Genomic DNA, 26161 nt, shown 5'->3' on the forward strand with positions numbered 1-26161 from the left:
TCGGGCGGATGCGCGGCGCTTCGCGGGCGCTCGGCTAGTCTGGGCTGATGTCGGTCCAGCTCCGCCGTGTCGATGACAGCTTCTACCGAACCGCGCCCATCGTGTTCCAGGCTTCAGCGGAGCTGAAAGCCCCGGTGGCGCAGGTGTGGGGCTTGCTCGAGGATCTGAGCTGGTTGCCTTTGTTGCGTTTTCGCTGGGAGGGCGCGCCTCCGCACGGGCCGAACTCGCTGCGGCGGCTCTCGGTCGGGAAGCGCTTCTACGCCGTCGAGCACTGTCTGCACGTCGTGCCGAACGCGCGGCTGAGCTTCGACATGCCGGAGGCGGCCTTTCCGGGGCTCCGCGCGTTCGCGGAGGATTACCGGCTGGAGCCGACCGCCTCGGGCACGAAGGTCACGTGGACGGTTGCGATCGAGCCGACGGGGGCGGGCGGGCGCCGTCTCGGCTTTCTCTCCCCGCTGGGCAGGTCGGTGATGTGGGCGTTGATCAAGTTCGGCTTCGGTTTCGGGATCCTGCGCCGAAGGGCGCGGCGGCGGTGAGGCCCTAGCGCGTGCGGGAGTTTTGATGCATACTTGAAAGCAGGGTTCAGCCCCCGCACTCCATATCTCACACGTCGCGAGCACGTTGGGGAAGACGATTCTCGTCGACGCAGGAGGTAGGAAAGTGCGCCAGCAAGTTCATAGTGCACACAACGCGACCGTCCAGGAGGCGAGTGGAGTCGTTTACATCCACTACGCCCCCACAGCGGTTTGCGCCCACGTGGAGTGGGCGCTCTCCACTGCGCTCGGAGCGCCTGCCGATCTCGTCTGGCGAGAGCAAGCAGCCGCGCCAGGGGCGCAGCGCTCTGTCGTGGATTGGGTCGGCCCTGTCGGCACAGGAGCCCGTCTGGTGAGCGCGTTGCGCCAATGGCCGATGCTCCGGTTCGAAGTCACCGAGGACCCCAGCTACGGGGTGAACGGCGAGCGGTTCAGCTATGTCCCCGGCCTCGGCATGTGGCGGGGCGAGATCGGGGCCAACGGCGACATCATCCTCGGCGAGGCGTACGTGCGCACGCTCATGGGCCAAGCGCAGGGCAGGCGGGACGGCGCGTGGTTCGCCGCGCAACTGGACGAGGCGCTTGGCGGCGCGTGGGACGAGGCGCTGGAGCCGTATCGGGAAGGGTCGGCGGTCTCCTCGGAACGGGCTCGGTCCGCTGGTTAAGCCTTCTTCGGAAGGGCGACGGCGTTTGTGAGGCGGGCGATGGTCTCGCCCGCGACTTCGGTCGCGGTTTCCGCGCTGATGTTGTGCCCCAGCGATCAAGCCGAGCGCCGTCGCGAAAGCGGGGTTCGCCGCGTCTGCGGCGCGCGCGTCAAGCAGCGTCTGTTTGTCCTTGAAATGTCGGCTCGGAGCGCAATGGCGAGCTCTGGCCGACGCGATGGCCCTAGGCCGTCGACTCACGACCGGACGGGGAAAGCCCCGCGATAGACCGCCGCCGCGCGGAAGGCTGCCCTCGCCCGATGCGGCATCGACCGGCCTAACAGAGCGCGACCACCTGTCCGCCAAGGAATCGCACTTACCGACAGAAAACCAACCACAACGGCGGGCTCCTGCCTTCGTGAGCAGGCTCTAGAGCCAGGCGAGCCATCTTTTCCAGGAGAGCCCCTGCGGAATCAAACGCATGGAACCCCTTCATCCCCATCATGGAACCGAGGCGGGGGTTTCCTGACCTGGGCGAGGCAGCCTATACAAACGTGTGAGCCCCCCGGCCGAAACCGGGGGGCTCACACGTTTGTAGCTACGGGATCAGACCTTCCCGAAGACGAGCGCGGCGTTGTGTCCGCCGAACCCGAACGAGTTGTTGATCGCGTACTCGAAGTTGCCCTTGCGGCTCTCGCCGTGGACGACATCCAAGTGGATCTCCGGATCCTGGTTGTCGAGGTTCAGCGTGGGCGGGGAGATCCCGTCCTCGAGAGCCTTGATCGTCAGGATGGACTCGAGCGCGCCGACCGCGCCGATGGAGTGGCCGAGCGCGGACTTCGGGGCGTACACCGCAGGGTGGTCGCCGATCGCCCGGTTGATGGCCATCGCCTCAGCGGGGTCGCCGACGTCCGTGCCGGTGGCGTGCGCGTTGATGTAGGTGATGTCCGACGCGGAGATCCCTGCTCGCTCGATGGCGCGCTTCATGGCACGCTCGGCTCCCTTGCCCTCAAGGTCGGGGGCGACCATGTGGAAGGCGTCCGAGGTGAGGCCGACGCCCATGAGCCGGGCGTAGATCTTCGCGCCGCGCGCCTTGGCGTGCTCCTCGCGCTCGAGGATGAGCAGCGCGCCGCCTTCGCCGAAGACAAAGCCCTTGCGGTCCTTGTCGAACGGACGGGAGGCGGCCTTCGGGTTCTCGTTCTGCGTGGACAGCGCGCGCATCATCGAGAAGCACGCGATCGGAATCGCGTCGATGACGCCTTCGATGCCACCCGCGACCACCATGTCGGCGTCGCCCATGACGATCATCTGCCACGCGTGCACGAGCGCTTCGGTGCCCGTCGCGCACGCGGAGATCGGCGTGACGACCCCGGCGCGGGCGCCGAGTTCGAGGCCGATCACCGCAGCGGTGCCGTTCGGCATGATCATCTGCACCGACAGCGGGGACACTTTCTTGTATCCGCCGTCGCGCATTCGGTCGATGGTGTCGATCATCGCGTCGCCGCCGCCGAGGCCGGTGCCGACGATGACGGCGAGCCGGTCGCCGTCGACCTCAGGCTTGCCCGACTCTTCCCAGAGCTGACGGGCCACGACCACGCCGAGCTGCTGGGTGTAGCTCATCCGGCGCTTCTCGACCCGGCTGAGGGTCTCGGTCGGGTCGAACTTGAGCTGGGCCCCGATCTGGGCGGGGAGCCCGTCGAGGGGGAGGCCGGTGATCCGGCCGGTCTCCAGCTTCTCGACGCCGCTCTTGCCCTCGAGCAGGTTGCTCCAGGTCGTGTCGATGTCGTGGCCGAGCCCGGACACCGCGTGCATGCCAGTGACGACGACGCTCGGGAAACCCCCGTTGAGGGTGGTTGGTGCAGAGCTCATCTCTACCTCACTTCGCCTCGGCGGCCTTCTTGGCCTCGATCTCGGCCGCAGCCTGGCGAATGGCTTCCTTGGCCTCTTCGGAGTCCTTGCCGCCGTCCGCGACCGAAGCGCGGATCTTCTCGGCGACCTCGGGGTTCTCCTCTTCCAGCTTCTGGATGTAGGCGACCACGTCGCCGACGGTGCGCAGGGAGGTCAGATCCTCGTCGGGGATGGTGACGCCGTACTTGTCCTCGGTCTGCACGGCGATTTCCACCATGGACAGCGAGTCGATGTCGAGGTCGTCGATGAAGGACTTCTCCGGGGTGATCTCCGAGGGCTCGATGCCGGTGACTTCTTCGATGATGTCGGCGATCCCGGCGATGATTTCGGCTTCACTGGTAGGCACTTGGCCGTCTCCTTTTTCTACTGTGTCGGCAGAGGTTGTCGAACTCTTTGCTCGCTGCCGCTCTGGGTCAAGGGTGGCGCGAGCGCGTCACCCGAGGTCGGCGACGAGCGCCAAGTCTTCTACTTTTTTCACCGCGTGCGTGTTGGTCTCAGGCAACTCGCGTTTCGCAATCGCGGAGAGCGTACCGGCTGGCGGCAGCTCGGTCATGGTGTCCACGCCGAGTTCGCGCATCGTCGCCTGGCAGAGATCCCAGCGTACCGGGGACGTGACCTGCGTGACGATGCGCGCGAGCACTTCGGCCCCGGAACGGACGGCCTGGCCGTCCGCGTTCGAGAGCAGGATCGCGACCGGGTCGCTCGGCCGCAGCGCGGCGACGGCTTCGGCGACGGCTTCGCGAGCCGTGGCCATGTGCTCGGTGTGGAACGCGCCCGCCACCGAGAGCGTCCGGATGCGGGCGCCCGCCGACGGGTCCGCTTTGAGCGCTTCGAGGGAATCCAAGGGGCCCGCCGCGACGATCTGGCCCTTCGCGTTGCGGTTCGCGGGGACCAAGCCGAGTTCGGCCAGCCGGGCGAGCACGGCTTCCTCGTCCCCGCCGAGGAGCGCGGACATGCCGGTCGGGGCGAGGGCGCAGGCTTTGGCCATCGCGCCGCCACGGATCGCGGCGAGCCGGACGGCCTCGTCCGAGGTGATCACTCCGGCGACGGCGGCCGCAGTGAGCTCGCCGATGGAGTGCCCCGCGACGACGGTCTCCGCGTCGACCGCGAAGCCGTCCTGGCGCAGCTGCTCCCACGCGAGCAGGCCAACTGCGACGATGAGCGGCTGGGCCACTGCCGTGTCGGTGACCTGCTCCGCCTCGGCGGCGGTGCCGAGGTGCTCGAGGTCGAGACCGGTCTGCTCCGACCACGCCGCGACGCGTTCCGCCGCTCCGGGGAGCGCGAGCCACGGCGTGAGCATCCCGGCGGACTGGGACCCTTGCCCAGGGGCAACTATTGAGCGCATGAATTTAAGAAAACACTAAGCAGGCTTCTCGGCGCGGTGTGCGACATGACGAAATTGCCCTAGGTAATTTGTAGAAGTCTACAAATCGCGTTACCTTTTTGTGATGAAACTCTGTGGTTTCGCTAGAGGTCTTGCGTGGTCTTCGGCGGAAAGGCCGACAGGGTGTCCCGCGCGTCGTCGACCAGCGTGTCGCGATGTTGGGCGGCCCAGGTCGATGTGAAGCCGACGTCTTTCGGCCCCGGCGTGGCGCTGATCTTGCCGATGATGCTCGCCACGCGGAGCACGAACCCGTCCCTGGGATCGGTCGGGTCCAGCCCGGTGACGGTCGCGATCCGGCGCAGCCGGTATCGGACGGTGTTCGGGTGCACGAAAAGCTCCCGCGCGCACGCGTCCACCCCGCCGCCGGAGTCCAGATACGACTCCAGCGTGGTCAAGAGATTCGACCCTGCGGCGAGCAGCGGGGCCACGACCTGTTCGGTGAGCGCGCGCGCTGCGGACAGGTCCCCGTTGAGCACGCGCTCGGGCAGAAGCTCGTCGGAATGCGCGGGCCGGGGGGCCCCGCGCCATCCCGCCACCGCGTCGAGCGCGGCGAGCGCCTCCATCGCCGAGGTCCGAGCCTCGGCGAGCGACGGCGCGGTCGGCCCGATGATCACCGGCGCGTCGTCGAACAGCTTGAGCAGCTCGGCGAGGAATGTCTGGTTGGAGGGCAGCGTGCCGGAGATGACGGTGATGAGCTTGCGGCCGTGCACGGCGGAGAGCGCCGCTCCGGTGTGGCGTTGGGCGATGTTGTGGATGAGGACCGGGATGCTCGTCGGGGAGTCCGCGCGGGCTTCGCCGACGATCACCGTCGCGGGCGCGCTCGCGTCCCAGTTCAAGGTGGCGGCCCTGGACTGCAGCTCGCCGCTCGCGTCTCCCCGGATCACCGCGTCGACCAGGACGGCTTCGAGCCGGTTGTCCCAAGAGCCGCGCGCTTCCGCGGCCTCGGCGTACGCGGCGGCGGCGGCGAAGCCGATCTCCCGCCCGTAGCGCAGCACCGACTCGGTGAGATTGATGAGCTGCTGCTCGTCTTTGGCGAGGGCGGGCAAGTAATGCTCGAAATGCTCGAGCGCGACCCGGATCATCTCGACGGTCTGCGACAGCGTGATGTGCCGGGCGAGGTCTTGCGGCACGACCTCGAACGGTTGCAGCGCGAGCCCGGTCTGCGGCTCGGGCTTTTGGAGCCACTCCACGAAGTTCACCACGGCGGTCTGCACCACGAGCTGCACATTCGCCCGCTGGTTGGTGTCCAGCTCCGCGAAGTACGGCAGCTGGTCGGCCATGGACCGCACCGCGTCCGTGGCCAGATACCCGGAGAAGTGTTTGATCCTGCGCAGCAAGGTTTCGGGCAACGGCTCGCGGTTGCGTTTTTTCGCCCGTCTCGGCCGGGGCGGATCGCCGGGGCCGGGGCTCACAGCGCCACCTCCCCGGTGGTCCCGGCTTTAGCGCTCATCGGCGGCGACGGCTAACACGTCGTCGATGTGGTAGCGCTCGGCGGCCTGCGCGGCGACGGAGCGGTCCAAGTTCCCGTCTTCGGCCAGCGAGAGCAGCACGGCGACGACGATGGACTCCGCGTCGATGTTGAACACTCGGCGTGCGGCCTTGCGGGTGTCGGAGAAGCCGAAGCCGTCCGCGCCGAGCGCGGTGAACCGGTGCGGCACCCAGGGGCGGATGAGGTTGGGGACGGCGCGCGCCCAGTCCGAGACCGCGACCACGGGTCCGACAGCGGATTTCAGCGCGCTGGTGACGTGGGGGGCTCGGCGCGGCTGGTCCGGATGGCGCAGCGCGCTCTGGTCGCTGAGCTCGCCGTCCCTCGCGAGCTGGCCCCAGGAGGTCACCGACCAGACGGAGGCTCCGACCTGCCAGTGCTCGCGCAGCAGCTCCTGCGCCCGCAACGCCTCTGGGAGGATGACGCCGGAGGCGAGGATGTTCGCCTGCAGCCCGGTGTCCGACTCGGGCCCGCGGAACAGGTACATGCCTTTGAGGAGCCCGTCGACGTCGAGGTCGGCGGGCTCTTCCGGCTGGTGGACTGGCTCGTTGTAGAGGGTGATGTAGTAGATGAGGTCTTCCGGGTGCGGGCCGAACATGCGCGAGAGGCCGCTTTGGACGATATGGGCGATCTCGTACGCGAACGCGGGGTCGTACGCGACGACCGCCGGATTGGTGTGCGCGATGAGGAGCGAATGCCCGTCCGCGTGCTGCAGGCCCTCGCCGGTGAGCGTGGTGCGCCCGGCGGTGGCTCCGAGCAGGAAGCCCTTGGCCATCTGGTCGGAGGCGGCCCAGATGCTGTCGGCGGTGCGCTGGAAGCCGAACATCGAATAGAAGATGTAGATCGGGATCATCGTCTCGTCGTGCGTCGCGTACGAGGTGCCGACAGCGGTGAACGAGGAGGTCGAGCCGCACTCGTTGATGCCCTCGTGCAGGATCTGGCCGACCGAGCTTTCTTTGTACGCGAGCATGAGGTCCGCGTCCACCGAGGTGTAGAGCTGCCCGAGCCGGTTGTAGATCTTCAGCGACGGGAACCAGGAGTCCATGCCGAAGGTCCGGGCCTCGTCCGGGATGATCGGGACGATGCGGGGGCCGATCTCCTTGTCCTTGAGCAGCTCTCGGAACAGGCGCACCAGCGCCATCGTCGTCGCCACCTGCTGTTTGCCCGAGCCGGTCTTCAGCGTCGCGTACGGCTTGTCGTCCGGCAGGGCGAGCGGCCTCGGCTTGGTGCGCCGCTGCGGCAGGAAGCCGCCGAGCTCCCGGCGGCGCTCCAACAGGTACTGGATCTCCGGGGCGCTCTCCCCGGGGTGGTAGTACGGCGGCAGGTACGGGTCGCGCTCGAGATCCGCGTCGGAGATCGGGATGCGCAAGGAGTCCCGGAAGTTCTTCAGGTCGTCGAGGGTGAGCTTCTTCATCTGGTGGGTGGCGTTGCGGCCCGCGAAGTTCGAGCCGAGGCCGTAGCCCTTGATGGTGTGGGCGAGGATGACCGTGGGCTGGCCCTGGTGGTCCAGCGCGCGGCGGTAGGCGGCGTAGATCTTGCGGTAGTCGTGCCCGCCGCGCTTGAGGTTCCAGACCTGCTCGTCGGTGTAGTCCGCGACCAGCGCCTTCGTGCGCGGGTCCTTGCCGAAGAAATGTTCGCGCACGTAGGCGCCGTCGTTGGCCTTGTAAGTCTGGTAGTCCCCGTCCGGGGTCTCGTTCATGACCTTGACCAGCGCGCCGTCCTGGTCGGCGTGCAGCAGGGCGTCCCACTCCCTGCCCCAGATCACCTTGACGACGTTCCAGCCCGCGCCCCGGAAGAAGGACTCCAACTCCTGGATGATCTTCCCGTTGCCCCGGACCGGCCCGTCGAGGCGCTGCAGGTTGCAGTTCACCACGAAGGTGAGGTTGTCCAGCGCCTCGGTCGCCGCGATCTGCAAGAGGCCCCGCGACTCCGGCTCGTCCATCTCGCCGTCGCCGAGGAACGCCCAGACGTGCTGGCCCGAGGTGTCTTTGATCCCCCGGTCGTGCAGGTAGTGGTTGAACCGGGCCTGGGCGATGGCGTTCGCGGGCCCCAGGCCCATGGACACGGTGGGGAACTCCCAGAACCCCGGCAAAAGGCGCGGGTGCGGGTAGGAGGGCAGTCCGCCGCCCCGGCCCTCGTGGCTGCGCTCCTGGCGGAAGCCGTCGAGCTGGCTCGAGGGGATGCGGCCTTCGAGGAAGGCTCGGGCGTAGATGCCCGGCGACCCGTGGCCCTGGATGAACACTTGGTCGCCGCCCGAAGGGTGGGACTTGCCGCGCCAGAACCAGTTGAACCCGACTTCGTAGAGGGAGGCCGCGGAGGCGTAGGTGGAAATGTGCCCGCCGACCCCGATCCCCGGGCGCTGCGCCCGGTGCACCATGACGGCGGCGTTCCACCGAATCCAGGCGCGGTAGCGGCGCTCGATCTCCTCGTCGCCGGGGAACTCCGGCTCCAGCTCGGTCGGGATGGTGTTGACGAAGTCGGTGGAGGTGAGCGAGGGGACCGCCACGCCCTTCTCGTGCGCGCGCTCCAGCAGGCGCAAGATCACGAATCGGGCCCGTTCGGGCCCTTCGCGCGCCACCAGGCTGTCGAGGGACTCGAGCCATTCCTCGGTCTCTTGCAGGTCGTGATCAGCGAGATACGAGGCGACACCCTCGCGGATGACGTGATGGTTGTCGGTCACAGATCCCAAGTCTAGTGGTTTCTCCGCGAAGTCGCGTTAGGGACGAGCTGATCGGTAGACTCGGGAGCATTGTCGGACCGAAGGCTCAGGAGGAGGCGTTTTGGGGCAGGAGGCGGTGATCGCCGAGCTTCTCGCTGCGGTGGCGGAGAACCCGGAAGTGGTGGGTCTGCGGGTGCGCGCGGCAGGGCTTCTGGCGCAGGCCGGGCGATTGCCCGAGGCGCTCGCACAATGCGTCGCGGCGGTGGGCTTGGACCCTTCGAACGAGGCCGCGCTGCAGGCTTTGCAAGAGGTGTCGGCCAAGCTCTCGGCCCCCGCTCCGCCGCCGAGCGGGCCTTCGCCGCAGGGCGAGTTCGATTGGGCGGCGGCGGAGGAGCAGGTCAAAGGGATCGTGGAGCCCGCGTTCGTCTCCGACCCGCCTGGTTCGACCGCGATCCCAGAAGACATCGAGCGGCCAGGGCTCACCTTGGCCGATGTGGCGGGCATGGCCGAGGTGAAGACGCGCCTGGAGGCGGCGTTCCTCGCGCCGATGCGCAATCCCGAGATGGCCAAAGCGTTCGGGCTCAGCCTCAAGGGCGGTCTTCTGCTCTACGGCCCGCCCGGCTGCGGGAAGACGTTCGTCGCCAAGGCGCTCGCCGGGGAGCTGGGCGCGAACTTCTACCAGGTGGGCATCGCCGAGGTGCTCGACATGTACATCGGGACGAGCGAGCGCAACCTCAAAGACGTTTTCGAGATGGCTCGGCGCAACGCTCCGTGCGTGCTGTTCTTCGACGAAGTGGACGCGCTCGGCCAGAAGCGCTCCAACCTGCGGCACAACAGCGCCATGCGGACGGTGGTGAACCAGCTGCTCAGCGAGCTCGACTCGGCGCAGAGCGACAACGAGGGGGTGTTCGTCCTCGGAGCCACCAACGCGCCGTGGGACGTGGACCCCGCGCTCAAACGCCCCGGCCGGTTCGACCGCACCCTGCTCGTGCTGCCGCCGGACGCGGCGGCGCGGGAGGGCGTGGTCCGGCTGCACCTGCGCGACCGCCCGGTCGCAGGCGTCAACCTCGACGCGCTGGTGCGGGCGACGGAGGACTTCTCCGGGGCGGACCTCGCGCATCTGTGCCACACCGCGACCCAGCGGGCGCTCGCCGACTCCCTGCGCACCGGGGAGGTCCGCCCGATCACCCAGAAAGATTTCGAAGCCGCCCTCAAAGAAGTCCGGCCGTCCACCGGGCCGTGGTTCGCCGTCGCGCGCAACGTCGCGGCGCACGGCAACGCGGACGGGGCGTACGACGAGCTGGCGCAGTACTTCAAGCGGCGCAAGGGCCGATGACCGGACCGGGCCTCGTCCCGCTCGAGGTTCGGCGCGGCGGCATGCGGCTCTTCGTCTGGTGGGTGAATCTGACGGTCGCCGTGGTCGGCGTGATGATCTTCGGGGTCCGCGCGGGGGAAGCACTCGCCAACGCCAGGCATGGCGCGACCGGACCCCTGGTCCCCTCGTTCAGCTGGACGCGGACGACGGAGACGGTCCGCGTGCCGCCCGCCGAGCCGGGCGGGCCGACGACCGAGCGGACGCTCGTCCTCCCGCGCCGCGCCGAAGCCCCGGAGCCGGCGCTCCGGCCCCAGGCCGCGCCCCGGACGGAGCCTCTGCGGCACACGCCGTTGCGATGGCTCCTGTCCGCGCTGCTCGTCGCGTCCTGGTCCGCGATGGCAGTGCTCTACCGGCGCATCCCGAGCCGGACCCGCTCCCTCGTCCTGCGCTGGCTCCGGGCGGACTGGCTGCTGTGCGGGACGATGCTGCTCGCGCTCGGGCTGCAGTTCTCCGTCGCGGGGTTCGTGGCCACCGGCTCGCGGCAGTGCGCCGAGTTCGCGGTCCAGTTCCGGGGCACGCTGCTGGTGGCGATGGTGATGCTGCTCGTGCTCCGCTTGTTCTTCCGGCCATCGGACGCGGCGGCCGCGCACGGGCGGGAGGGCGAAGCCGCGCGCCTTGCGGCCGACGGCGGGACAGGGGCGGGAGGGCGGCTCCATGGATGACTCGTTGCGCCAGCGGGTCGAGATTCTGCTGGAGCTCGACCGGGACGCGGAGGCCGAGGCGCTGATCCGGCAGGGGCTCGCGGCGGAGCCGGGCGAAGCCGGGCTGCTCGACCAGCTGGTGCGCAGCCTCACCGGACAGGGCCGGGCGCAAGACGCGCTGGGGCCCGCGCGCGAGCTGGTCGCAGGATCGCCCGGCTCGGACCGGGCGCACCGTCTGCTCGCGAACTGCCTCGCCATGCTCGGACGGACGAAGGAGGCCGAGGCCGAGGTCCGTCGCGCGCTGTCGATCGACCCGGAGAACGGGTACAACCACTACCTGCTCGCCTTTGTGCTGAAGCACCGGGTGTTCGACGGGGAGGCGAAGCTGGCCGCCTTGCAGGCGTTGGAGTTCGACCCCGAGCGCGTGCCGTTCCTTTTGCTGGCCGGGGAGCTCCACCTCCCGAGCGACAAGGCGCTCGCCAAGGACCTGTTCGAGCAGGCGCTGCGGATCGAGCCGGAGAACGCCGCCGCCGCGCGCGGGCTCGCGCGGGCGGACGCACCGAACACGGGTCTCGCGGAGACGGTGCGCGGTTTGCAGCAGTCATTGCGCCTCGACCCCACCGACCCTGACCCGGTGTATTCCGCGCTGGAGTGGGAGGCGCGGTGGATCCTGTTCTGGCAGCGGGTGCTCGCCGGGCTCTCGTGGTGCTTGTTCGTCCTCTGGGAGCCGAAGATCTGGGGCGAGCTGCTGATCCGGGTCGTCGCGGGCGTCGTGCTCGCGATCGGCATCGGGTTCACCCGAAGGCTGCACGCGCATTTGCCCGAGGGCGGTTGGCGGTTGTTCGCGGGCGCGCTGCGGCGCAAGCCGATGCTCGCGCTCGTCGCGGTTTCCACTGCGGTCTGTTTCGTGACGAGCACGCTGTGGGCGTTGGCGGGGACCGGCTGGTCGGCTGCCCTCGCCAGGATCGGCTACGCGCAGCTGGCGGCGGCGACCGTGCTCGGCTGGGCGTGGGGCGGGCTTGTGTTCTTAGGGCTCGCGGTTCGGGCGCTCGCCGCGCGGAGCAGAGATGACGAGCGGCGTGGCTGAGGCGGGGGCATACCAGCGCGTCGCGGCGCTGCTGGAGCTGGGCCGCCACGCGGAGGCGGAGGCGTTGGCCCGGCAGGGATTGGCGCAGGAGCCGCAGGATTTCCGGTTGCTCTCGCAGCTGGCCCAGAGCCTGATCGGCCAGGGCAAAGGGGCAGAGGCGGCCGAGGCGGCGCGGACGCTGGTCGCCCAGCAGCCGGAGTCCGCCCACGCGCACCGGCTCCTCGCGCGCAGCCATCTGGCGCGGGAGGAGTTCGGACAGGCCGAGGAGGCGGCGCGGCAGGCGGTGGCGCTCGACCCGGAGGACGCGTGGAGCCACTACACGCTCGCCTGTGCGCTGTTCGGGCAAGACCGGACGACAAGGGCGCGCCGTGCTGCTCGGGAGGCGCTGCGGATCGAGCCCGAGCAGACGGCGTTCCTCGTGCTGCTCGGATACCTGCATCTGCGCGACGCGCATGGCAAAGAGGAGGCGCAGGACGCATTCCAGCGGGCGTTGCGGTTGGAGCCGGAGAACACGGACGCGGTCCGAGGATTGGCGCTGGCGCGTTCGGACCAACTCGGCCTGGACGGGACGATCCGGGAGCTGCGACGGTCGTTGAGCCTGGATCCCACCGACCCCGAGCCCGCGTACGACGCGCTGCTCGTGAAACTGTGGCAGATCCTCAAACGCCAGGAATGGCTCACGATCCTCTCGTTCTGGATGTTCTTCCAGGGGGTCCGAGGAAGCGGAGGGGAAAGCTACATCGTTCCCCGGCTCGTCGTCGGCGTGCTGCTCGGGGCCGGGGTCGTGATGGCGGGAAGGAGCTTTCGCGAGATTTCCGCCGCCGGGTGGCGTTTTCTCAGCGTCGTCTGCCGTCGCAGTCCGAAATTCGCGGTGTCGGCGGCCAGCACGGCGATCTGTTTCGCGACGGGCGAGTTCTGGGCAGTGGCCGGGTCGCATGCTTCGGCCATCGTCGCGCATATCGGGTACTGGCAGCGCGGCCTCGTCATCGTGGGGACGTGGCTGGCGGAGCTGGTCGCGCGAAGGAGGCGGCGTGGCTGAGGCGCGGGCGCGCCAACGCGCGGCGGCGTTGTTGGAGCTGGGCCGCCACGCGGAGGCGGAGGCGCTGATCCGGCAGGGGCTGGCCGCCGAGCCGCATGACTTTTTGTTCCTCTCGCAGCTGGCCCGGAGCCTGATCGGCCAGGGCAAGGCGAAGGCGGCGCTGGCGGTTTCGCGGGAGCTGGCCGCCCAGCAGCCGGAGTCCGCCTACGCGCACCGGCTCCTGGCGGTGTGCCATGCGATGCGCGGCAGGCTTCGGCTGGCCGAGGAGGCGGCGCGGCAGGCGGTCGCGCTCGACCCGGAGGACGGCTGGAACTATTTCGTCCTCGCTGACTCGATGCGCGCGACGGTGTCCCGCCGGTGGGAGATGCGGGACGCGAGCGTGCGAGCGGTGGAGCTCGACCCGCACGAGGCCAGTTTCCACCTCCTCGTCGGGAGGCTGCACCTGCGCGTGGACCCTGAGCTGGCCCGGCGGTCGTTGGAGGAGGTGTTGCGCCTTGAGCCGGAAAACGCCGAGGCGCACCGTCTCCTGGTCGAGAGCAACGCCAAAAGCGTCGGACTCGCCGAGACCGTGGACGGCGTGCGGCATTCGCTGCGCCTGGATCCGATGGAGCCCGAGCAGGCGCTGCGCTCGCTCGGGGACCGGTTGGGCAGACCGCTGTTCCTGCTCAATGCCCTGTGGCTGGCGTTGGTGGTGGCGGTCGGCATCGCCATTGTCGAGGGCGGCGCGGTAGGGGCGTTCGGCCGTGTCGCGGTGGCCTTCGTGCTCGTGGCGCTCGCCTTCTTCGGCCACCGGTTTCATCGCCAGCTGCCGAATGGCGGTTGGCGGCTGATCTGGCTGGCCTTGCGCGGCCAGCCGTTCGTGGCGCTGGTCGCGGCGAGCACGGCCGTCGGCTACGCGACCGTCGCGGCCTCGGCCGCGATTGGAACAACGTGGTCATTGGCGGTAGTCGGCCTCGGTGCGGCGCAGCGTTTCGCCGTGCATCTGGTCGAGTTCGTCTGGAACCTGCTGCGGCTGCCGGTGCTCCTCGGGCGTTTAGCGTGGCTGAAAGCGCGCGCGATGTGGCCGGAGGGGAGGCGTTGAACATTTCGCGAAGGCTACATTTGACGTACGTCACTTTTGCCTCCAGTTGACCGCTGGACGCGGATAGAGCACGATCAAGTGTGACCTCGACATCGAACCAAAGGAGACAGACTGCCGTGAGCGCGGCCCAAACGAACGAGCAGGCCGCCCAGAAGCTGGGCATTTCTGCAGACATGGTGGTCCAAGAGTTCGGGTGGGACGAGGATGTCGACGAGGAGATCCGGTCGGACATCCAGGAGGCGCTCGGGGCGGACCTCTTGGACGAGGACGCGGGCGAGGTCGTCGATGTCGTGCTCCTGTGGTGGCGCGACGGGGACGGCGACCTCGTGGACGCGCTGGTCGACGCGATCGAGCTGTTGGCCGAGGACGGCTTCATCTGGGTGCTCTCGCCGAAAACCGGGCAGCCGGGCTACGTCGAGCAGAGCGAGATCTCGGAGGCCGCGCCGACCGCGGGCCTCGCGACGACGAAGGTGATCGGCCTCGGCGACTGGTCGGGGACTCGGATCGTGCAGCTCAAGGCCAAAGGCCACTCGAAGAAGTAGTCGTCAGCCCGCGCGCCGTCGTTGACCACGGCATCCCGCTGAAGGCCTCTCTCGTTTCGCACGAGGCGTGCGCGACAGGGAAGGACGCTCGGACGCGGAAACACCAGGACGGGAAATCGTCCTCCTCGTCCAGACAGCCCGAGACGATCTCCGGGGCGGGGCAGTCTTTCGTTGGGGCGTTCGCCAAGTCGCGCAGCTTCGAGGCGCGCTCATCGGCGAGGAACCGGGTCAGGTCGTAGCCGGAGTCGGCGCAGGCGCGGACGTGCTGGGCGAGACGCGCCGACCTCATGCGGCCGTTGCCGCCGTTCGCGGACGAGATCGAAGATGCCGGGACCGCCTCACACGGCACCAACGGCGACAGCGCCCACGGCATGGACCGGGCCCGCGTCGGGCGCGCACGCCGAGAACTGGTAGCGCTCGTCCTGGTCCTCATAGCCGAAGATTGCGCAGGGACCGCCCTTCCTGATGCTGTGTCATCGGGGAGGGCGAGCGCGACCACCGCGTGCTGGATCGTGGCAAGATGGTACTGAGAAGGCCTGGTTCGTGCGCTGCTTGCATTACTAGGCTTGCCTCGCGCCCTCGGTACCGAGGGCGCGAGGCAAGCGACCAAGGAGTACTCGTGACCTATCACGTTTTCGTGCATTTCGACGTTCCGCCGGACAAGCGGGAAGACTTCGTCAAGGCAGCGAGTTTCGACGCCTCGGGCTCGCTCGAGGGCGAGCCGGGGACGCTGCGGTTCGAGGTGCTGCAGGATGCTGACAATCCGAACCGCTTCTACCTCGACGAGGTGTACGAGGACGAGGAGGCTTTCATCTACCACTCGAAACAGGAGACGATCAAGAAGTTCTACGAGCTCGTCGGTGGCTACGCGCAGGGCCCGAACTTCTGGGCGCGCTCCACGAAGCGGAACGGGACTGTCGTCAAGGAGAACGGGTCGTGAGCATGGCCGACAAGAGAGTGCTGTTCATCACAGCGCAAGTCGGCGTCGAGCGGGACGAGCTTCTCGTCCCGCTCGAGCGGCTGCGGGCAAGCGGGGCCGCCACCGCGCACGCGGCTCCGCGTCCCGGCCAGGTCCAGACCTGGCTCAACGATGTCGACCACGATGTCACGGTCACTGCGGGCCTTTCGCTCGACGACGCTCGGGCACAGGACTACGACGCGTTGGTCGTGCCCGGCGGCACGGTCAACGCCGACAACCTGCGGGCCCTCGACCCGGCGGTCCGGCTCGTTCGGGACTTCGCCCGTGACGGGAAGCCGATCGCGCTGGTCTGCCACGCCCCGTGGCTGTTGGTGGAGGCCGACCTTTTGCCCGGCAAGACGCTCACCTCGTACCACTCGATCCGCTCGGACATCGTCAACGCGGGCGGCGATTGGACGGACCAGCCGGTCGTGCTGGACGAGGCGAACGGCTGGCCGTTGATCACGTCGCGCAATCCCGGCGACTTGGAGGACTTCTCCTCCGCGATCATCGAGGCGCTTTCGGGCCGATGACCGATGTGCCGTTCGCGGACCTCTCCAGCTTCCTCAAGAGCCGTCGAGGCTCGATCTCGCCGCAGGAGGCGGGCATCCTCTCCGTCGGCCGCCGGAGGGTGCTGGGTTTACGCCGCGAGGAGCTCGCTGAGCGGGCCGGGTTGAGCGTCGACTACTACACCAAGCTCGAGCAGGGTCGAGCTGGTGTGCCGTCCTACCAGGTACGAGCGTCGTTGTCGAAGGCGTTGGGGTTCGACGAGTCCGAACGGGCGTATCTGGACCTGCTGGTCGACCCTCGGCCCCCACAGCCCCGCCCGCAGTCTCTGAGGGCTGGGCTGCTCGAGTTCGTCCGGGGCTATTCAGACGGCCCGGCCTATATGTTCGACCCAGGGCTGGACTTCGTCGCGGCGAACGAGCCGGCCCGCGAGATCCTGTTCCGGGGCGTGCCGGACGAGCTGCGCGACAACATGGCGCGGTGGATCTTCCTCGCGGAGGCATCGCGGGCTGTCTTCGTCGACTGGCGGAGCAAAGCCGAGGAGGTCAGCGGGATTTTGCGCTTCGCCCTCGCGGAACGGGGCGATGACCAGAGGCTGCGCTCTTTGGTGGCCGAGCTGATGCCCGAGCCCGCCTTCGCGCGGATCTGGCGCTCGCACATCGTCCTGGACAAAAACCACGGCCAAAAGCTCATCCGGACCCCCGACCACGAGAAAAAGACCCTCGCGTACGAGACGCTCCAGTCCGTCTCCGCGCCCGGACACCGCATCGTCCTCCACAAGATCATCGACCACGTCGGCGAATCACAAGGAGAAGGAGTAGGTCCAGGAATTCATTGACGTCGTTGGAGCCAGCTGAGACGCGATCTCGCAGACGCTGGTCCGGTTGTTCTGGGCCCCGAACCGAGGCGCTGGCGATGGGCGCAGGCCCCCTGCGGCTGGCGCCGGAAATCGCCCGAACACGAAAGCGGGATCAGCGCGGTCAAACGAGCCACCGCCAACGCAGGCGGGCAAAGGCAGCCGGATTCCCCCGCGAGAAATAGCTCACGGACTTCGACTTCGATGCAAACCCGAACGTCAGCCCCGCCACGATCAACGCCCGCAGACAGGAGTCGGAAAGATCTTGACGACCGGCGCCATCCGGGTCCTCGCGAGCCGTTTGCGGCCCCAGTGTAGATCCAACGACGCCTTCGCCCTCGAGGCCGGGTACCAGTCTGGCGTGCGGTCAAATCTGCGAATTGGGGGTCTCCGGCTTAGATTCCAGTGGATGTCGCGAGGGCTGGGTTCTGTCTGGCCGATGATACTGATGCGGTCGCCAGTTCTTTCTCGGTTGCCATGAGGTCGGAGTGTTCGGCCCATCCGAGGCTCTTGCGGGGGCGGGCGTTGATCTCGTCGGTGACGGGCCGCAGCTCGCCGGGGGCGATCCCGCCGAGGTCGGTCCTTTTGGGGAAGTGGTCACGCAGCCTGTTCATGTTCTCGTTGCTGCCGCGCTGCCAGGGGAATGCGGGTCGCAGAAGAACACCGTGCACCGGTGCGCTCGGTGATCTGCCGGTGCAGCGTGAGTTCTTTGCCCTGGTCCCAGGCCAGCGTCCGGCGTAGCTGTTCGGGCAGGGCTTGCCGCGCGGCGACGACGCGGTCTCGCGCGGACTCGGCGGTGGGTTTGCCGGTGAAGATGCTCAGGAGGATCAGGTGTCGGCTGCGCCGTTCGACCAGTGTGGCGATGGTGGAGCGGTTCCCCGCTCTCATGACCAGGTCGCCCTCCCAGCGCCCCGCCTCACGGCGGTCTTCGACCCCTGGCGGGCGTTCTCGACGCACAAGCGCCGGGCCGGTTGCTCCTTGAAACCGCTCGCCCAGCTCGCGCGCGACCGGCTCCGGGCTCCACAGCAGCCCGACCACCACAGCGCGCAGCTCGGGAGTATGCGGTCAGTCGGCTACCGCCCCAACGTGGCCGACGCGCGGTGGCCGAGCTGGTCGGCTGTGTTTGGGCGGTAGCGGCCAGACGGCCCGGTGTCGCGCGGCGGCTCCCGGCTGATCGTGGATGGCGAGCGTCCGATCAGTCTCGCGATCTGATGCGCCCGGCCTCTTCTCCGCCGCAAGTCGGCGATCACGTTCCGCTCGGCCAGGGGACAGACGCCGGGGATGCCGCTGTTCCGGCGGGGCCAGTTTGGGCAAGGGGAGTGCACCGGCTCCCCGGCGGCGTTGATCCACGTGCTCCCGAAACGCCAGCGGGTTCCCCGTGTTCTGGTGGGCTCCGAGCATACGGCAGGCCTCGGCGTTGCCCAGTCTCTGCGCGATCAGCCTAATGCAAGTCCCTACAATTGGGGAACGCTCATCTCTGCCAGTTCCGACCAGCCTGCGGCCCCGACGCGCTCGCTCACGACCTTCGGCGTTGTGGCGAGGAGCGGGGTGAGATCCCGTTGCGCCTTGGCGAAATGTTGGCTGTTGACGTGGGCGGAGCCGGCCTCCTCGTCACGGAACGCCTCGACGAGGACGTACTCGCGGGGGTTTTCGAGGCTCCGCGACCATTCGAACCAGAGGTTGCCCGGTTCGGCGCGAGTGGCCTCGGTGAACTCTCGCACATGATCCGGCCAGGCCTCGGCGTGGTCGTCGGCCGTCAAAAATTTCACAACAATGAAAATCAACTGCGTGTCCTCTTTCTTGTCGGGTTCTCTTGGTCGTCGGGGACTTCCCGGCCGGTCAGAACTGGCGCCAGCCAGGTTTGTCTGGCTCCGCGAGACGGATGTCGACCGGCCCGACGCCGAAAACCGCGACCACTGCGGGCTCGGAGCTGGACGAGGGGACTCCGTCGTAGTGATACGTCCGGGCGGTGCGTTTGACGAAACCGCCCGCCCGCACCGGGACTGCGTTCTCCGGGTCGAAGTCCCGCCCGCTGTTGACGTGCCAAGCCCCCGAGATAACCATTTGGATTCGGTCTGTGGCATAACTGTGGGGGGCGCTGAACCAGCCCGGGTTCCAGCGCATGACCACGAGGTACGGCCCTGGCTTGTCGAAGTCGCCGTAGAGCTTCGCCATCTCCCCGCTGCCTTCGGGCAGGTTCAGCCAAGGGACGAAGCCTATTTCCTCCGGCTGCAGGACGAACGTCTGCTTCGGGTCGATCGGCTCCGCCCAAGCGGCGCCCTCGGACAGGGCCGCGATCAAGGGAGCCGCCATCGCCGCCGAGAGCAGCGTCCGACGCTCCAGGCCAAGAGGGGGCTGATTGCTCGAATCCTCCATTAGATTTCCTAATCGTTTAGTAGGGATGTTGGTTTGCAGTGATTGCTGCGGGTTGGTGTTCCTGTCGGCCGAGGCCGGGGACGAGCCCGAGACTCCGATCCCCGTCGACATCGGGACCGACCGGGGGCTTCCGGTCGCGGCCCTGCGCGCGACCGGAAGGCCCGTCTATCCGATCAATCCCCTCGCCGCCTCCCGCTACCGCGCCCGACACCAGCTCTCCGGCTCCAAGTCCGACGCGACCGGCGCGGTGCTGTTGGCGAACATCCTGCGCGCCGACCAGGCGGCGCACCGGTCCTTGCCCGCCAACACGGAGCTGGCCCAAGGGGTGCTCGCCCGCGCCTAGCAGGACGCGGTCTGGGCCCGCACGAAGCCCGTCCAACAGGCTCGATCCCTGCTCAAAGACTTCTATCCAGCCGCGCTGGAGGCCTTCGCCGATCTGCCCACCGGTGGTTTGACCCGCTCCGAGGCCCGATTCATCCTCGCGTTCGCGGCGATCCCTGCGCGGGCCGCGAGACTCACCAAGGTCCGGCGTAAAGCGCTGTTGGCCAAAGCCGGGCGCACACGCGGCCTCGACACTGAGGCGCAGCGGTTGTTCGATGCCTTCCGGGCCGAACGTCTTCGCCAACCAGCGTTGGTGGAGAACGCGATAGGCGCCCAGCTCGCGGCTTTGCTCCTCCAGCTCGACGGCGCTTGCCAAGGCGCTGACGATCTGGAGGAGCAGGCCCGCGCCTCTTTTGAACAACACCCGGACGCTCCGGCGATCACCAGCTTCTCCGGTATGGGCACGCTGGTCGGCGCTCGGGTGCTCGTCGAGCTCAGCGACGACCGCAGCAGGTTCGCCGACGCGAGATGCCTCAAAGCGTTCGCCGGTTCCGCCCCCGTCGCCCGCGCGAGCGGCAAGAAAACTGTGATCATGTGTCGCCAGATCAAGAACAACTGGCTCGCGGCGGCTGGCTCCATCTGGGCATTCGGCTCGCTCAGATCCTCGCCCGGAGCCAGGGCGCACTTCGAAGCCCGCAGAACCGCCGGAGACTGGAACCGCAGCGCCCAACGCCACCTGTTCAACAAACTCCTCGGACAACTCCACCACTGCCTTCAAACCGGGATCGCCCACAACGAGAACCACGCCTTCTCACCACCTCTCCAACTCGCGGCTTGGCTTTGCCTTCTTGAGATGTCTTTCTTATGTCTTCGGGCCAACGGGGCCCGCCGTTAGAGCGCGAGGTCGCGCGGCGCGGTCGGCGCGTCCTGCAGGATGAGGTTCGCCTGCTTGAGCTCCGACCAGAAATCGTCCGCCACGCGCGTGCGGAACGAGGCCACGTTCTCGCGCACCTGGTCCGCCGTGTGCATGCCCACGGGGACGGAAGCGACGACGCTCGGGGCGAGGGCGAATTGGATCGCCGCCGTTCGCAAGTCCACGTCGTGCCTGGCGGCGACCGCGCGGAGTGCCTCGCGTTTCTGGGCGATCTGCGGGGTGGCCTTTGACTCTTGGTAGGCGTATCGCGGCGTGCCCGCGAGATAGCCCCCGTTGAGCGCCCCGACCATGACGAGCTGGACGTCTTTCTCCTGGGCGAGGGGGAACAGGTTGCGCAAGGCGTTCTCGTGCTCGATGAGCGAGTACTGCTCGGCGCACATGCAGATGTCCGGGTCGGACTCCCGGATGGCCCTCATGATCGGCTCCACGTTGTTGACCCCGAGGCCCCAGCCTTTGATCAGGCCTTCGTCCCGCATCTTCGAGAGCTCGGGGAACGCGCCGCGCGCGCACTCGTCGAAACGCCGGCTCCAGTCGATGTCGGGGTTGGCCGAGTCGAGGTCGTGCACGTAGACGATGTCGATGTAGGGGAGACCGAGCCTGTTGAGGCTGTCCTCGACGGACCTCCGGACACCGGGCCCGGAGAAGTCGTATCTGTAGCTGAAGTTGGCTTTGCCCTTCCACGTCGAGTCGCGCCCCTGAAAGCGGGCGTCTGCCGTGAACAGGCGGCCGACCTTCGTCGACAGCACGAACTCTTCGCGGGGGACGTTGTAGAGGAAGTTGCCGAAACGGCGCTCGCTTAGCCCGTAGCCGTAAAAGGGAGAGGTGTCGTAGTAGCGGATCCCGCTGTTCCACGCCTCTTCCAGAGTGGCGCGGCAGTCTTCGTCCGAGTGGACGTTCATGCCGTCGCCGATGGCCACGCCGCCAAGGCCGAGCGCGTGGCGCAAACGGAACTGTCCGCGAGTCGAGGGCGCAGGGGCCGACTTCGCCGCGCCATTGCCCGAGTCAGGGATGCCGCCTTTGGCGCAAGCCGTCGAGATGGCCGAGGTGGCGGCCAAAACCGCCCCCAGCTGGAGCGCGTGCCGTCGAGTCGCCATGAGTGTCGCCTTTCTTTCCGCTAAACGTCGAAGCTTCGTCGGTCTCAGAAGGATCCGTTGCGCTGCATGAAATCGGCCGCCGTGGCTTCGTCCGGATTGACGAAAACCACATCGTCGGGGCGTCGGCGGGGGACGTCGACGCTGAGCACGACCAGGGGGTCCTCGGACACTGCGAGGAAGCCATGGACCGTCTTCCTCGGGAAACGCAGGAACAAGCCCGGACGTGCTTCGAGGTCTTGGCCGTCGATATGGAACAGGCCCGTGCCGCTCACCACGTAGAGATGCTCGTCGCATTCGTTGTGGTAGTGCAGCGGCAGCGGCCTGTACACCCGGAAAATCCGGCTGCTCGCCTCAGGGGAGTCGCTGAAGTACTCGTCCGCGACGATCGCCTGCGTCTTCTCGGGCAGTTTCTTGATCTCTTCTTGGACGTCGAAGACGGTTTTCGCATTGTCCGTTTGCGGGATGAAACAGGTGTTCTCGTTTGGCATGTCCTCTGCTCCTTGCTTATGCCTCTCTGCGGGCGCTGGTTGCGCGAAGCGCGTTGTATCTATCTTGTATCTAAGCCTACTGGCGGTTTGACCCGTGTCAACCGTGACCAGAGAGAAGTAACGCAGGTCAAAATGCTGGCGCGCCGGAGGTCGTCCCGACTGTGACCGCTCGGCGACGCGGGCCCGCGAACTGCCCCCAGGTCGGCTGCCGTCACAGGTTCCGCTGCTAAGTCCTCGCCGAACGCGATAGCGACGGAACGAACTCCGTCGCTATCGCGCTCCAACGAGTCGTTCGCGGATTGGATCAAGATGTTCGCCGCCCTACGCCTTTGCGTCACAGTCGTCGCGTTAGAGACCGAAGAGAAAGAGTCCGGAGCGCTCGTCTAAAGCCTTCGGGAGGTCGGTGGGATAGGTTCGGGCGAAGACTTCTACGGTGGGCGAAGCGATCGCATAAAGCAGATGGCCCCCCGTGACACTGCCGTCCTCGTGCCCCACGGTGAGGTGTGTGTGCACGGTGGGTTTGCCGCTCGAGACTCCGATGTCTCCGGTAATCGAAAGCGCTTCGACCTGGCCTTGCGCCGGAATGACTCGGTACTGCTTGCGAGAGATGTCGTACCAGCCGTAGCGCACGTCGCGCAGAGCTCCGACCGCCGTGAAGCTTCCCGCATGCACATTGTGAGCCACAGCGAAATCGTTAAGCGCTGTGAACAGCTCATCGCCGTCGGCCAAGACGACTATGTAGGAACTGCCATCCAGCTGCCGCACATGCGTGCCCGGAGCCTCGCCGTGAGGCCCGGCGTCTTGCGGGGAGAGGTATTCGGCTGGGGGAGGTAAAGACCTCTCTGATTCCTGGGTTCCCATCGGGCTGGGTGCGCCGCACGCCGTGAGGAGGGAACCCGCAGCTATCGCTGACATACCTGCGGCGACGAGATCCCTTCGTTGATACTGCATAGTGAGCTCCTTTGCTTCGTCTTGTCAAGGTTCCGTGATCGTTGGAGGACGATCCGGTATCCGGGGCCTGAAACAGGTTGAAAGGTCTCGTCGGCGCGAGGATCTTCCTCTCTCCTCCAGACGAGCGTGTTCCTGTAGTTCTTGTCGAGGACGACGGCCGAGCACCAGGCATGCACGAAAGGCCGTTGAACGCAGAAGGCTTCTCGAAGAACACCTCGAGTGCGCCGGGGCCCCTTTGACGTGCCCAGAAAGCCAGTCGTTGGTCACGCTCATCACTACGGCTGGCCCGCTCATTCGCTGCCTGCGTTGACGAATATCCGAGCGGATGGGGTGGGCACGAGGTGGGTGTCTTGCCGGGCAAGAGGCTGGCCTCGATAAGGATCGCGGACCATGGCAGACGAGGCCACGGGCTTTCAGCCGCGGTCCAAGCGCTATGCCAGCAGGACGGGCGAGGCCCGACGCCCGCAGGATGTCGGCGTTGACTGTTCCGCCCAATGCGTCGTAATCCTTAAGACGGGCCGCTGCAAGGGGCAGATCGGGGAGGGCCATCGTGTCATGTTCGGTGTCGTTGAGCCAGGTCTGGACCGGCCCGATGTCCGAGGTCCGCGTGCGTGACGGCAATGCCTGCGGCCTGAGACGTTCGATCCGCGCGGGCGGTTCATCGCGCGCGTCCCGGCGCTGGGGGTGCTGCACAGCGCCTTCTTTCCCCGCTGTGTTCATCGCGCTCCTCCTTGGCGGCTGTCCTGTTGCGCGCACGTGCTCAGGAGGTTCGGGCCGAGTGCGCACGAGCCGGATCGGCTCGCGGAATTTTTGGATCGTCGCCTCGTCACTGCACTGTTCGAACGCGGCCTGGTCCCTGTGCGCCTCGTCGAGGTAGAAGCGGTTCGGGTTATCCACGTCGCCCAACACCTCGAACCGGAGCCTCCCAGCCTCAAACGCGGGGAAACCCTCGGCATCGAAAATCGCCGCTCCGATGAAAGCTTCCCGCTTGTCCGGATGCACGTAGAACCGCACGAGAACGTGACAGTTCATCGGGTCTCCTTCTCGGTCGAACGGCGCAGATAGCGACGCGATTACCGCCAGCCTATGCGTGTCGATGTTCGCGAACCAGGCCTTCAGAGAACCACCCAGAAATACCATTTGGCGGATAGCGTCGACTGCGCGAGCGCCCTGAGGGCTCCGGTTATGACGCTGCCGCTCACGGTCCTGTTCGGACTCGCCCGGCACTGGGCATCGTGCCGAACCGCTCGCGCAAAATTTCTGACAGGCCTGAGGTGGAATTCATCCGGAAGCTCTTCCCCGAAGTGTTCGGCGACGAAGGCCTGTCCGATGACGCGGAGGACGCGCAGCGGGAGCGACCTGTAGCTTTTCTTCGGGAGGCTCGTAGCCCGGGATTGGGTCGCGCACGACGATGCCGTCGCGCACCTGGTCGCCGATCGCGTCCAGGAGCTGCGGGTCGATGTCCTCGTCGTACACCGCCCCCGGCGGGAGATGGTCGGGGAGCACTCGGAGCGATGGCTCGATGGCGGAGACTGTGACCAGATGGGACCGGTGGGAGGTGTCGGCGACGATGGTCTGGCGGAAACTCTCCGAAGCCTCGCAGACGCCATCCGGGGTCGGGCTGTAGAACCGGGCGCGGAAATACCAGGACAGGGAGTCGCCCTCCTCGTCCAGCGAGTCTGCGACGATGTTCTGGTCGGGACAGCCTCTCGCCGTGGAGTCTGCCGCGTTCCGCAGCATCGAGGCCCGGTTGTCGACGAGCGCTTTGCGGAGGTCGTAGCCGGTTTTGGAGTACTCGATCTCGATCAGCACGCTGTGTCTGTGGTCGTCGGCCCGCGTCCGCGCCAAGTAGACGTAGTCTTTGTCGATTTCTATCGCGCAGAGCGGGTTCCAGGCGTCGTCGGGCTTGGCTTCGACGGTCAGATCGGCAAGGCTGCGCGGGTCGGCCGTGCGTAGCTGGATCGGATCCGGAACCGGCGCCCCATGGAGGGCGCCTACGGCGAGCATGGGTTCGCACGCCGCGTAGCAGGAATCCCCTTGGGCTTGGCTCGGCGCGACGAGCAGCCCCGCCCAACAGGCGGCCCCCGTGGACAGCAGGACGGCGCGCAGTGCGATTTCCCCAGGACGCGTCATCGTTCCCCTCGTTCTGATATTGCTCGGAGAGTGTAGCGGCGTCCTGCTTCCGGTGATGTGGCGCACCGGCTCTTGCGCTCCGGGCCGGCTCGGCCTAGTCTAGAGACACATCTTAGATACAAGATAGATACAAAAGGGAAGGACGCAGCCATGACCGCCACAGTCGCATTGAGCCAAGGGGTCGATCTCAATCCCGCGCATCCCGCGCCGGTCGTCAACGTCGCCGACTACGGCTTCGAAGGCCGTTTCGAGGACTGGGGCGACAATGCCCGATACTTCGAGTACACCAAGGCGGCGAACCCCATCGGGGCAGGCTTCATCAGCAAAATCCCGGCGGCGAAGTTCTCGCGCTCGCTGTACGCCGACGGCCCCACCCGCGTCGTCCCCCTCGACCTTTCCGCCGAACTCGGGATCGCGGGGGGAGCGGCGACCAGCCCGGCCCTGCTCGCGAATTTCATCCGGATCAAGGCGGGCGAGCGGATCGCCACGTCCCCCAACGCCACCTCGCAGCTGTACTACGCCATCGAGGGGCGGGGCATGGCCGCGGTGAACGGGCAGATGATCCAGTGGGAGAAGGGCGACTTCCTCACCTTGCCCGCCGCGAGCCGAGCGACGCTCTACGCCGACTCCGAAGCCGCGTTCTACTGGGTGCACGACGAGCCGCTCCTGCGCTACCTCGGAGCCACCGCGACCGAGCCGCAGTTCCGGGCCACGAAATTCGCCCGCGCCACCGCCATGGCCAAGCTGGACGAGATCGCGGGGCGGCCGGGGGCGAACGAGAAGAACCGGGTCAGCGTGCTTTTGGCGGGGGCCGAGCAGGACCAGACCCTGACGATCACCCACGTGCTCTGGGCGATGCTCGGCGTGCTCCCGCCGGATCAGGAGCAGCGCCCGCACCGCCACCAGTCCGTGGCGCTCGACCTGATCCTCGACGCGCGGCCGGGCTGCTACAGCCTGCTCGGGGCGCGGCTGGACGCGCGCGGCGAGATCGCAGACCCGGTCCGGGTCGACTGGGAGCCGGGCGGCGCGTTCGTCACCCCGCCCGGCATGTGGCACGCGCACTACAACGAGTCCGGGGCTCCGGCGCATCTGATCCCGATCCAGGACGCGGGTCTGCAGACCTACCTGCGCAGCCTCGACATCCGCTTTTCGGACCGACGATAAAGTG

30 protein-coding genes are annotated in these 26161 nt (G+C 67.6%); 14 read left to right on the plus strand and 16 right to left on the minus strand.

Translation table 11 applies throughout. The features are described 5' to 3' along the window. The first annotated feature begins 47 nt into the window (after window positions 1-47). Window positions 48-536 (plus strand): SRPBCC family protein, encoded by a 489-nt coding sequence (locus HMPREF9336_RS02110; protein WP_007471799.1) that lies wholly within the window; start codon window positions 48-50, stop codon window positions 534-536. Between the two features lie 124 nt (window positions 537-660). After that, window positions 661-1197 (plus strand): DUF3145 family protein, encoded by a 537-nt coding sequence (locus HMPREF9336_RS02115; RefSeq protein ID WP_007471797.1) that lies wholly within the window; start codon window positions 661-663, stop codon window positions 1195-1197. 582 nt (window positions 1198-1779) lie between these two features. Here HMPREF9336_RS02115 and HMPREF9336_RS02120 read toward each other — a convergent pair. The 5 genes from HMPREF9336_RS02120 to aceE all read right to left on the minus strand — a co-directional run bounded on the left by HMPREF9336_RS02120 (window position 1780) and on the right by aceE (window position 8640). Then, window positions 1780-3042: a KasA/KasB family beta-ketoacyl-ACP synthase gene (locus HMPREF9336_RS02120; RefSeq protein ID WP_007471795.1), complete on the minus strand. Its 1263-nt coding sequence runs from the start codon at window positions 3040-3042 to the stop codon at window positions 1780-1782. Window positions 3043-3049: 7 nt separating this feature from the next. Next, on the minus strand, window positions 3050-3427 hold the full coding sequence (gene acpM / locus HMPREF9336_RS02125) for a meromycolate extension acyl carrier protein AcpM (protein ID WP_007471793.1): 378 nt from the start codon (window positions 3425-3427) through the stop codon (window positions 3050-3052). Window positions 3428-3514: 87 nt separating this feature from the next. Beyond that, window positions 3515-4426 (minus strand): ACP S-malonyltransferase, encoded by a 912-nt coding sequence (locus HMPREF9336_RS02130; RefSeq protein WP_007471791.1) that lies wholly within the window; start codon window positions 4424-4426, stop codon window positions 3515-3517. A 122-nt stretch (window positions 4427-4548) separates the two neighbouring features. Next, entirely contained in the window at window positions 4549-5877 is a 1329-nt protein-coding gene (locus HMPREF9336_RS02135) for a PucR family transcriptional regulator (protein ID WP_021029949.1), read from the minus strand. A gap of 27 nt (window positions 5878-5904) precedes the next feature. Further along, complete coding sequence (gene aceE, locus HMPREF9336_RS02140; RefSeq protein ID WP_007471788.1) at window positions 5905-8640, minus strand: pyruvate dehydrogenase (acetyl-transferring), homodimeric type; 2736 nt, start codon at window positions 8638-8640, stop codon at window positions 5905-5907. Window positions 8641-8731: 91 nt separating this feature from the next. Here aceE and HMPREF9336_RS02145 point away from each other — a divergent pair, with 91 nt between their 5' ends. The 6 genes from HMPREF9336_RS02145 (at window position 8732) to HMPREF9336_RS02170 (ending at window position 14375) form a co-directional block, all read left to right on the plus strand. Further along, the gene (locus HMPREF9336_RS02145) at window positions 8732-9946 is read left to right on the plus strand and encodes an ATP-binding protein (RefSeq protein WP_007471786.1); all 1215 of its coding nucleotides are present in this window, start codon (window positions 8732-8734) and stop codon (window positions 9944-9946) included. Further along, complete coding sequence (locus HMPREF9336_RS02150) at window positions 9943-10647, plus strand: hypothetical protein (RefSeq protein WP_021029951.1); 705 nt, start codon at window positions 9943-9945, stop codon at window positions 10645-10647. Before HMPREF9336_RS02145 ends, HMPREF9336_RS02150 begins: the two co-directional genes overlap by 4 nt. After that, complete coding sequence (locus HMPREF9336_RS02155) at window positions 10640-11713, plus strand: tetratricopeptide repeat protein (protein WP_007471782.1); 1074 nt, start codon at window positions 10640-10642, stop codon at window positions 11711-11713. Before HMPREF9336_RS02150 ends, HMPREF9336_RS02155 begins: the two co-directional genes overlap by 8 nt. Then, window positions 11694-12752, plus strand: coding sequence for a tetratricopeptide repeat protein (locus HMPREF9336_RS02160; RefSeq protein WP_007471780.1), 1059 nt, complete (start codon window positions 11694-11696; stop codon window positions 12750-12752). Before HMPREF9336_RS02155 ends, HMPREF9336_RS02160 begins: the two co-directional genes overlap by 20 nt. After that, window positions 12745-13833 (plus strand): tetratricopeptide repeat protein, encoded by a 1089-nt coding sequence (locus HMPREF9336_RS02165; RefSeq protein ID WP_007471778.1) that lies wholly within the window; start codon window positions 12745-12747, stop codon window positions 13831-13833. The genes HMPREF9336_RS02160 and HMPREF9336_RS02165 overlap by 8 nt, the downstream gene beginning before the upstream one ends. A gap of 116 nt (window positions 13834-13949) precedes the next feature. Next, window positions 13950-14375: a DUF3052 domain-containing protein gene (locus tag HMPREF9336_RS02170; RefSeq protein WP_007471776.1), complete on the plus strand. Its 426-nt coding sequence runs from the start codon at window positions 13950-13952 to the stop codon at window positions 14373-14375. On the opposite strand, the gene HMPREF9336_RS02175 is transcribed toward HMPREF9336_RS02170, so the two are convergent. Then, on the minus strand, window positions 14347-14664 hold the full coding sequence (locus tag HMPREF9336_RS02175) for a hypothetical protein (RefSeq protein ID WP_040584554.1): 318 nt from the start codon (window positions 14662-14664) through the stop codon (window positions 14347-14349). The two genes, HMPREF9336_RS02170 and HMPREF9336_RS02175, sit on opposite strands and share 29 nt — an antisense overlap. Before the next feature lie 330 nt (window positions 14665-14994). On the opposite strand from HMPREF9336_RS02175, the gene HMPREF9336_RS02185 reads away from it, so the two are divergent. Genes HMPREF9336_RS02185 through HMPREF9336_RS02195 form a run of 3 tightly spaced genes read left to right on the plus strand, consistent with a single transcriptional unit; the run spans window position 14995 to window position 16678 of the window. Next, window positions 14995-15315 carry a putative quinol monooxygenase gene (locus HMPREF9336_RS02185; RefSeq protein WP_007471772.1) on the plus strand — a complete coding sequence of 107 codons (321 nt, stop codon included), beginning with the start codon at window positions 14995-14997 and terminating at the stop codon, window positions 15313-15315. 2 nt (window positions 15316-15317) lie between these two features. Beyond that, entirely contained in the window at window positions 15318-15866 is a 549-nt protein-coding gene (locus HMPREF9336_RS02190) for a DJ-1/PfpI/YhbO family deglycase/protease (protein ID WP_040584556.1), read from the plus strand. Then, the gene (locus tag HMPREF9336_RS02195) at window positions 15863-16678 is read left to right on the plus strand and encodes a helix-turn-helix transcriptional regulator (protein WP_007471766.1); all 816 of its coding nucleotides are present in this window, start codon (window positions 15863-15865) and stop codon (window positions 16676-16678) included. Before HMPREF9336_RS02190 ends, HMPREF9336_RS02195 begins: the two co-directional genes overlap by 4 nt. Window positions 16679-17091: 413 nt before the next feature. On the opposite strand, the gene HMPREF9336_RS02200 is transcribed toward HMPREF9336_RS02195, so the two are convergent. From HMPREF9336_RS02200 to HMPREF9336_RS02215, 5 genes are all read right to left on the minus strand, one after another. After that, window positions 17092-17310 (minus strand): hypothetical protein, encoded by a 219-nt coding sequence (locus tag HMPREF9336_RS02200; protein ID WP_007471764.1) that lies wholly within the window; start codon window positions 17308-17310, stop codon window positions 17092-17094. Continuing rightward, complete coding sequence (locus HMPREF9336_RS17755; RefSeq protein ID WP_021029952.1) at window positions 17294-17737, minus strand: hypothetical protein; 444 nt, start codon at window positions 17735-17737, stop codon at window positions 17294-17296. The genes HMPREF9336_RS02200 and HMPREF9336_RS17755 overlap by 17 nt, the downstream gene beginning before the upstream one ends. 32 nt (window positions 17738-17769) lie before the next feature. After that, complete coding sequence (locus HMPREF9336_RS19270; RefSeq protein ID WP_425277242.1) at window positions 17770-18021, minus strand: helix-turn-helix domain-containing protein; 252 nt, start codon at window positions 18019-18021, stop codon at window positions 17770-17772. Window positions 18022-18150: 129 nt separating this feature from the next. Further along, window positions 18151-18480, minus strand: a complete 330-nt coding sequence (locus tag HMPREF9336_RS02210) for a putative quinol monooxygenase (protein ID WP_007471760.1) — start codon at window positions 18478-18480, stop codon at window positions 18151-18153. Window positions 18481-18535: 55 nt separating this feature from the next. After that, window positions 18536-19072: a cupin domain-containing protein gene (locus HMPREF9336_RS02215; RefSeq protein WP_007471758.1), complete on the minus strand. Its 537-nt coding sequence runs from the start codon at window positions 19070-19072 to the stop codon at window positions 18536-18538. Between the two features lie 55 nt (window positions 19073-19127). On the opposite strand from HMPREF9336_RS02215, the gene HMPREF9336_RS17325 reads away from it, so the two are divergent. Then, entirely contained in the window at window positions 19128-19415 is a 288-nt protein-coding gene (locus tag HMPREF9336_RS17325) for an IS110 family transposase (protein ID WP_007471756.1), read from the plus strand. Between the two features lie 108 nt (window positions 19416-19523). Further along, window positions 19524-20288: an IS110 family transposase gene (locus HMPREF9336_RS02220; RefSeq protein WP_007471754.1), complete on the plus strand. Its 765-nt coding sequence runs from the start codon at window positions 19524-19526 to the stop codon at window positions 20286-20288. Here the strand turns inward: HMPREF9336_RS02220 and HMPREF9336_RS02225 are convergent. From HMPREF9336_RS02225 to HMPREF9336_RS02245, 5 genes are all read right to left on the minus strand, one after another. After that, a complete protein-coding gene (locus tag HMPREF9336_RS02225; RefSeq protein WP_007471752.1) occupies window positions 20285-21421 on the minus strand; it encodes an aldo/keto reductase in 1137 nt (378 codons plus the stop codon). The genes HMPREF9336_RS02220 and HMPREF9336_RS02225 overlap by 4 nt on opposite strands. Window positions 21422-21465: 44 nt before the next feature. Beyond that, window positions 21466-21909 carry a cupin domain-containing protein gene (locus HMPREF9336_RS02230; protein WP_007471750.1) on the minus strand — a complete coding sequence of 148 codons (444 nt, stop codon included), beginning with the start codon at window positions 21907-21909 and terminating at the stop codon, window positions 21466-21468. Between the two features lie 348 nt (window positions 21910-22257). After that, the gene (locus HMPREF9336_RS19240) at window positions 22258-22860 is read right to left on the minus strand and encodes a PPC domain-containing DNA-binding protein (RefSeq protein WP_021029954.1); all 603 of its coding nucleotides are present in this window, start codon (window positions 22858-22860) and stop codon (window positions 22258-22260) included. Window positions 22861-22884: 24 nt separating this feature from the next. Further along, complete coding sequence (locus HMPREF9336_RS19275; protein WP_156920269.1) at window positions 22885-24000, minus strand: putative quinol monooxygenase; 1116 nt, start codon at window positions 23998-24000, stop codon at window positions 22885-22887. Between the two features lie 141 nt (window positions 24001-24141). Further along, window positions 24142-24993 (minus strand): hypothetical protein, encoded by an 852-nt coding sequence (locus HMPREF9336_RS02245; RefSeq protein ID WP_007471746.1) that lies wholly within the window; start codon window positions 24991-24993, stop codon window positions 24142-24144. Window positions 24994-25143: 150 nt separating this feature from the next. Between HMPREF9336_RS02245 and HMPREF9336_RS02250 the strand changes: the two genes are divergently transcribed. Beyond that, window positions 25144-26157: a cupin domain-containing protein gene (locus HMPREF9336_RS02250; protein ID WP_007471744.1), complete on the plus strand. Its 1014-nt coding sequence runs from the start codon at window positions 25144-25146 to the stop codon at window positions 26155-26157. Window positions 26158-26161 lie beyond the last annotated feature (4 nt).

The sequence above is a fragment of the Segniliparus rugosus ATCC BAA-974 genome (genome assembly GCF_000185725.2).
Lineage (GTDB): Bacteria > Actinomycetota > Actinomycetes > Mycobacteriales > Mycobacteriaceae > Segniliparus > Segniliparus rugosus.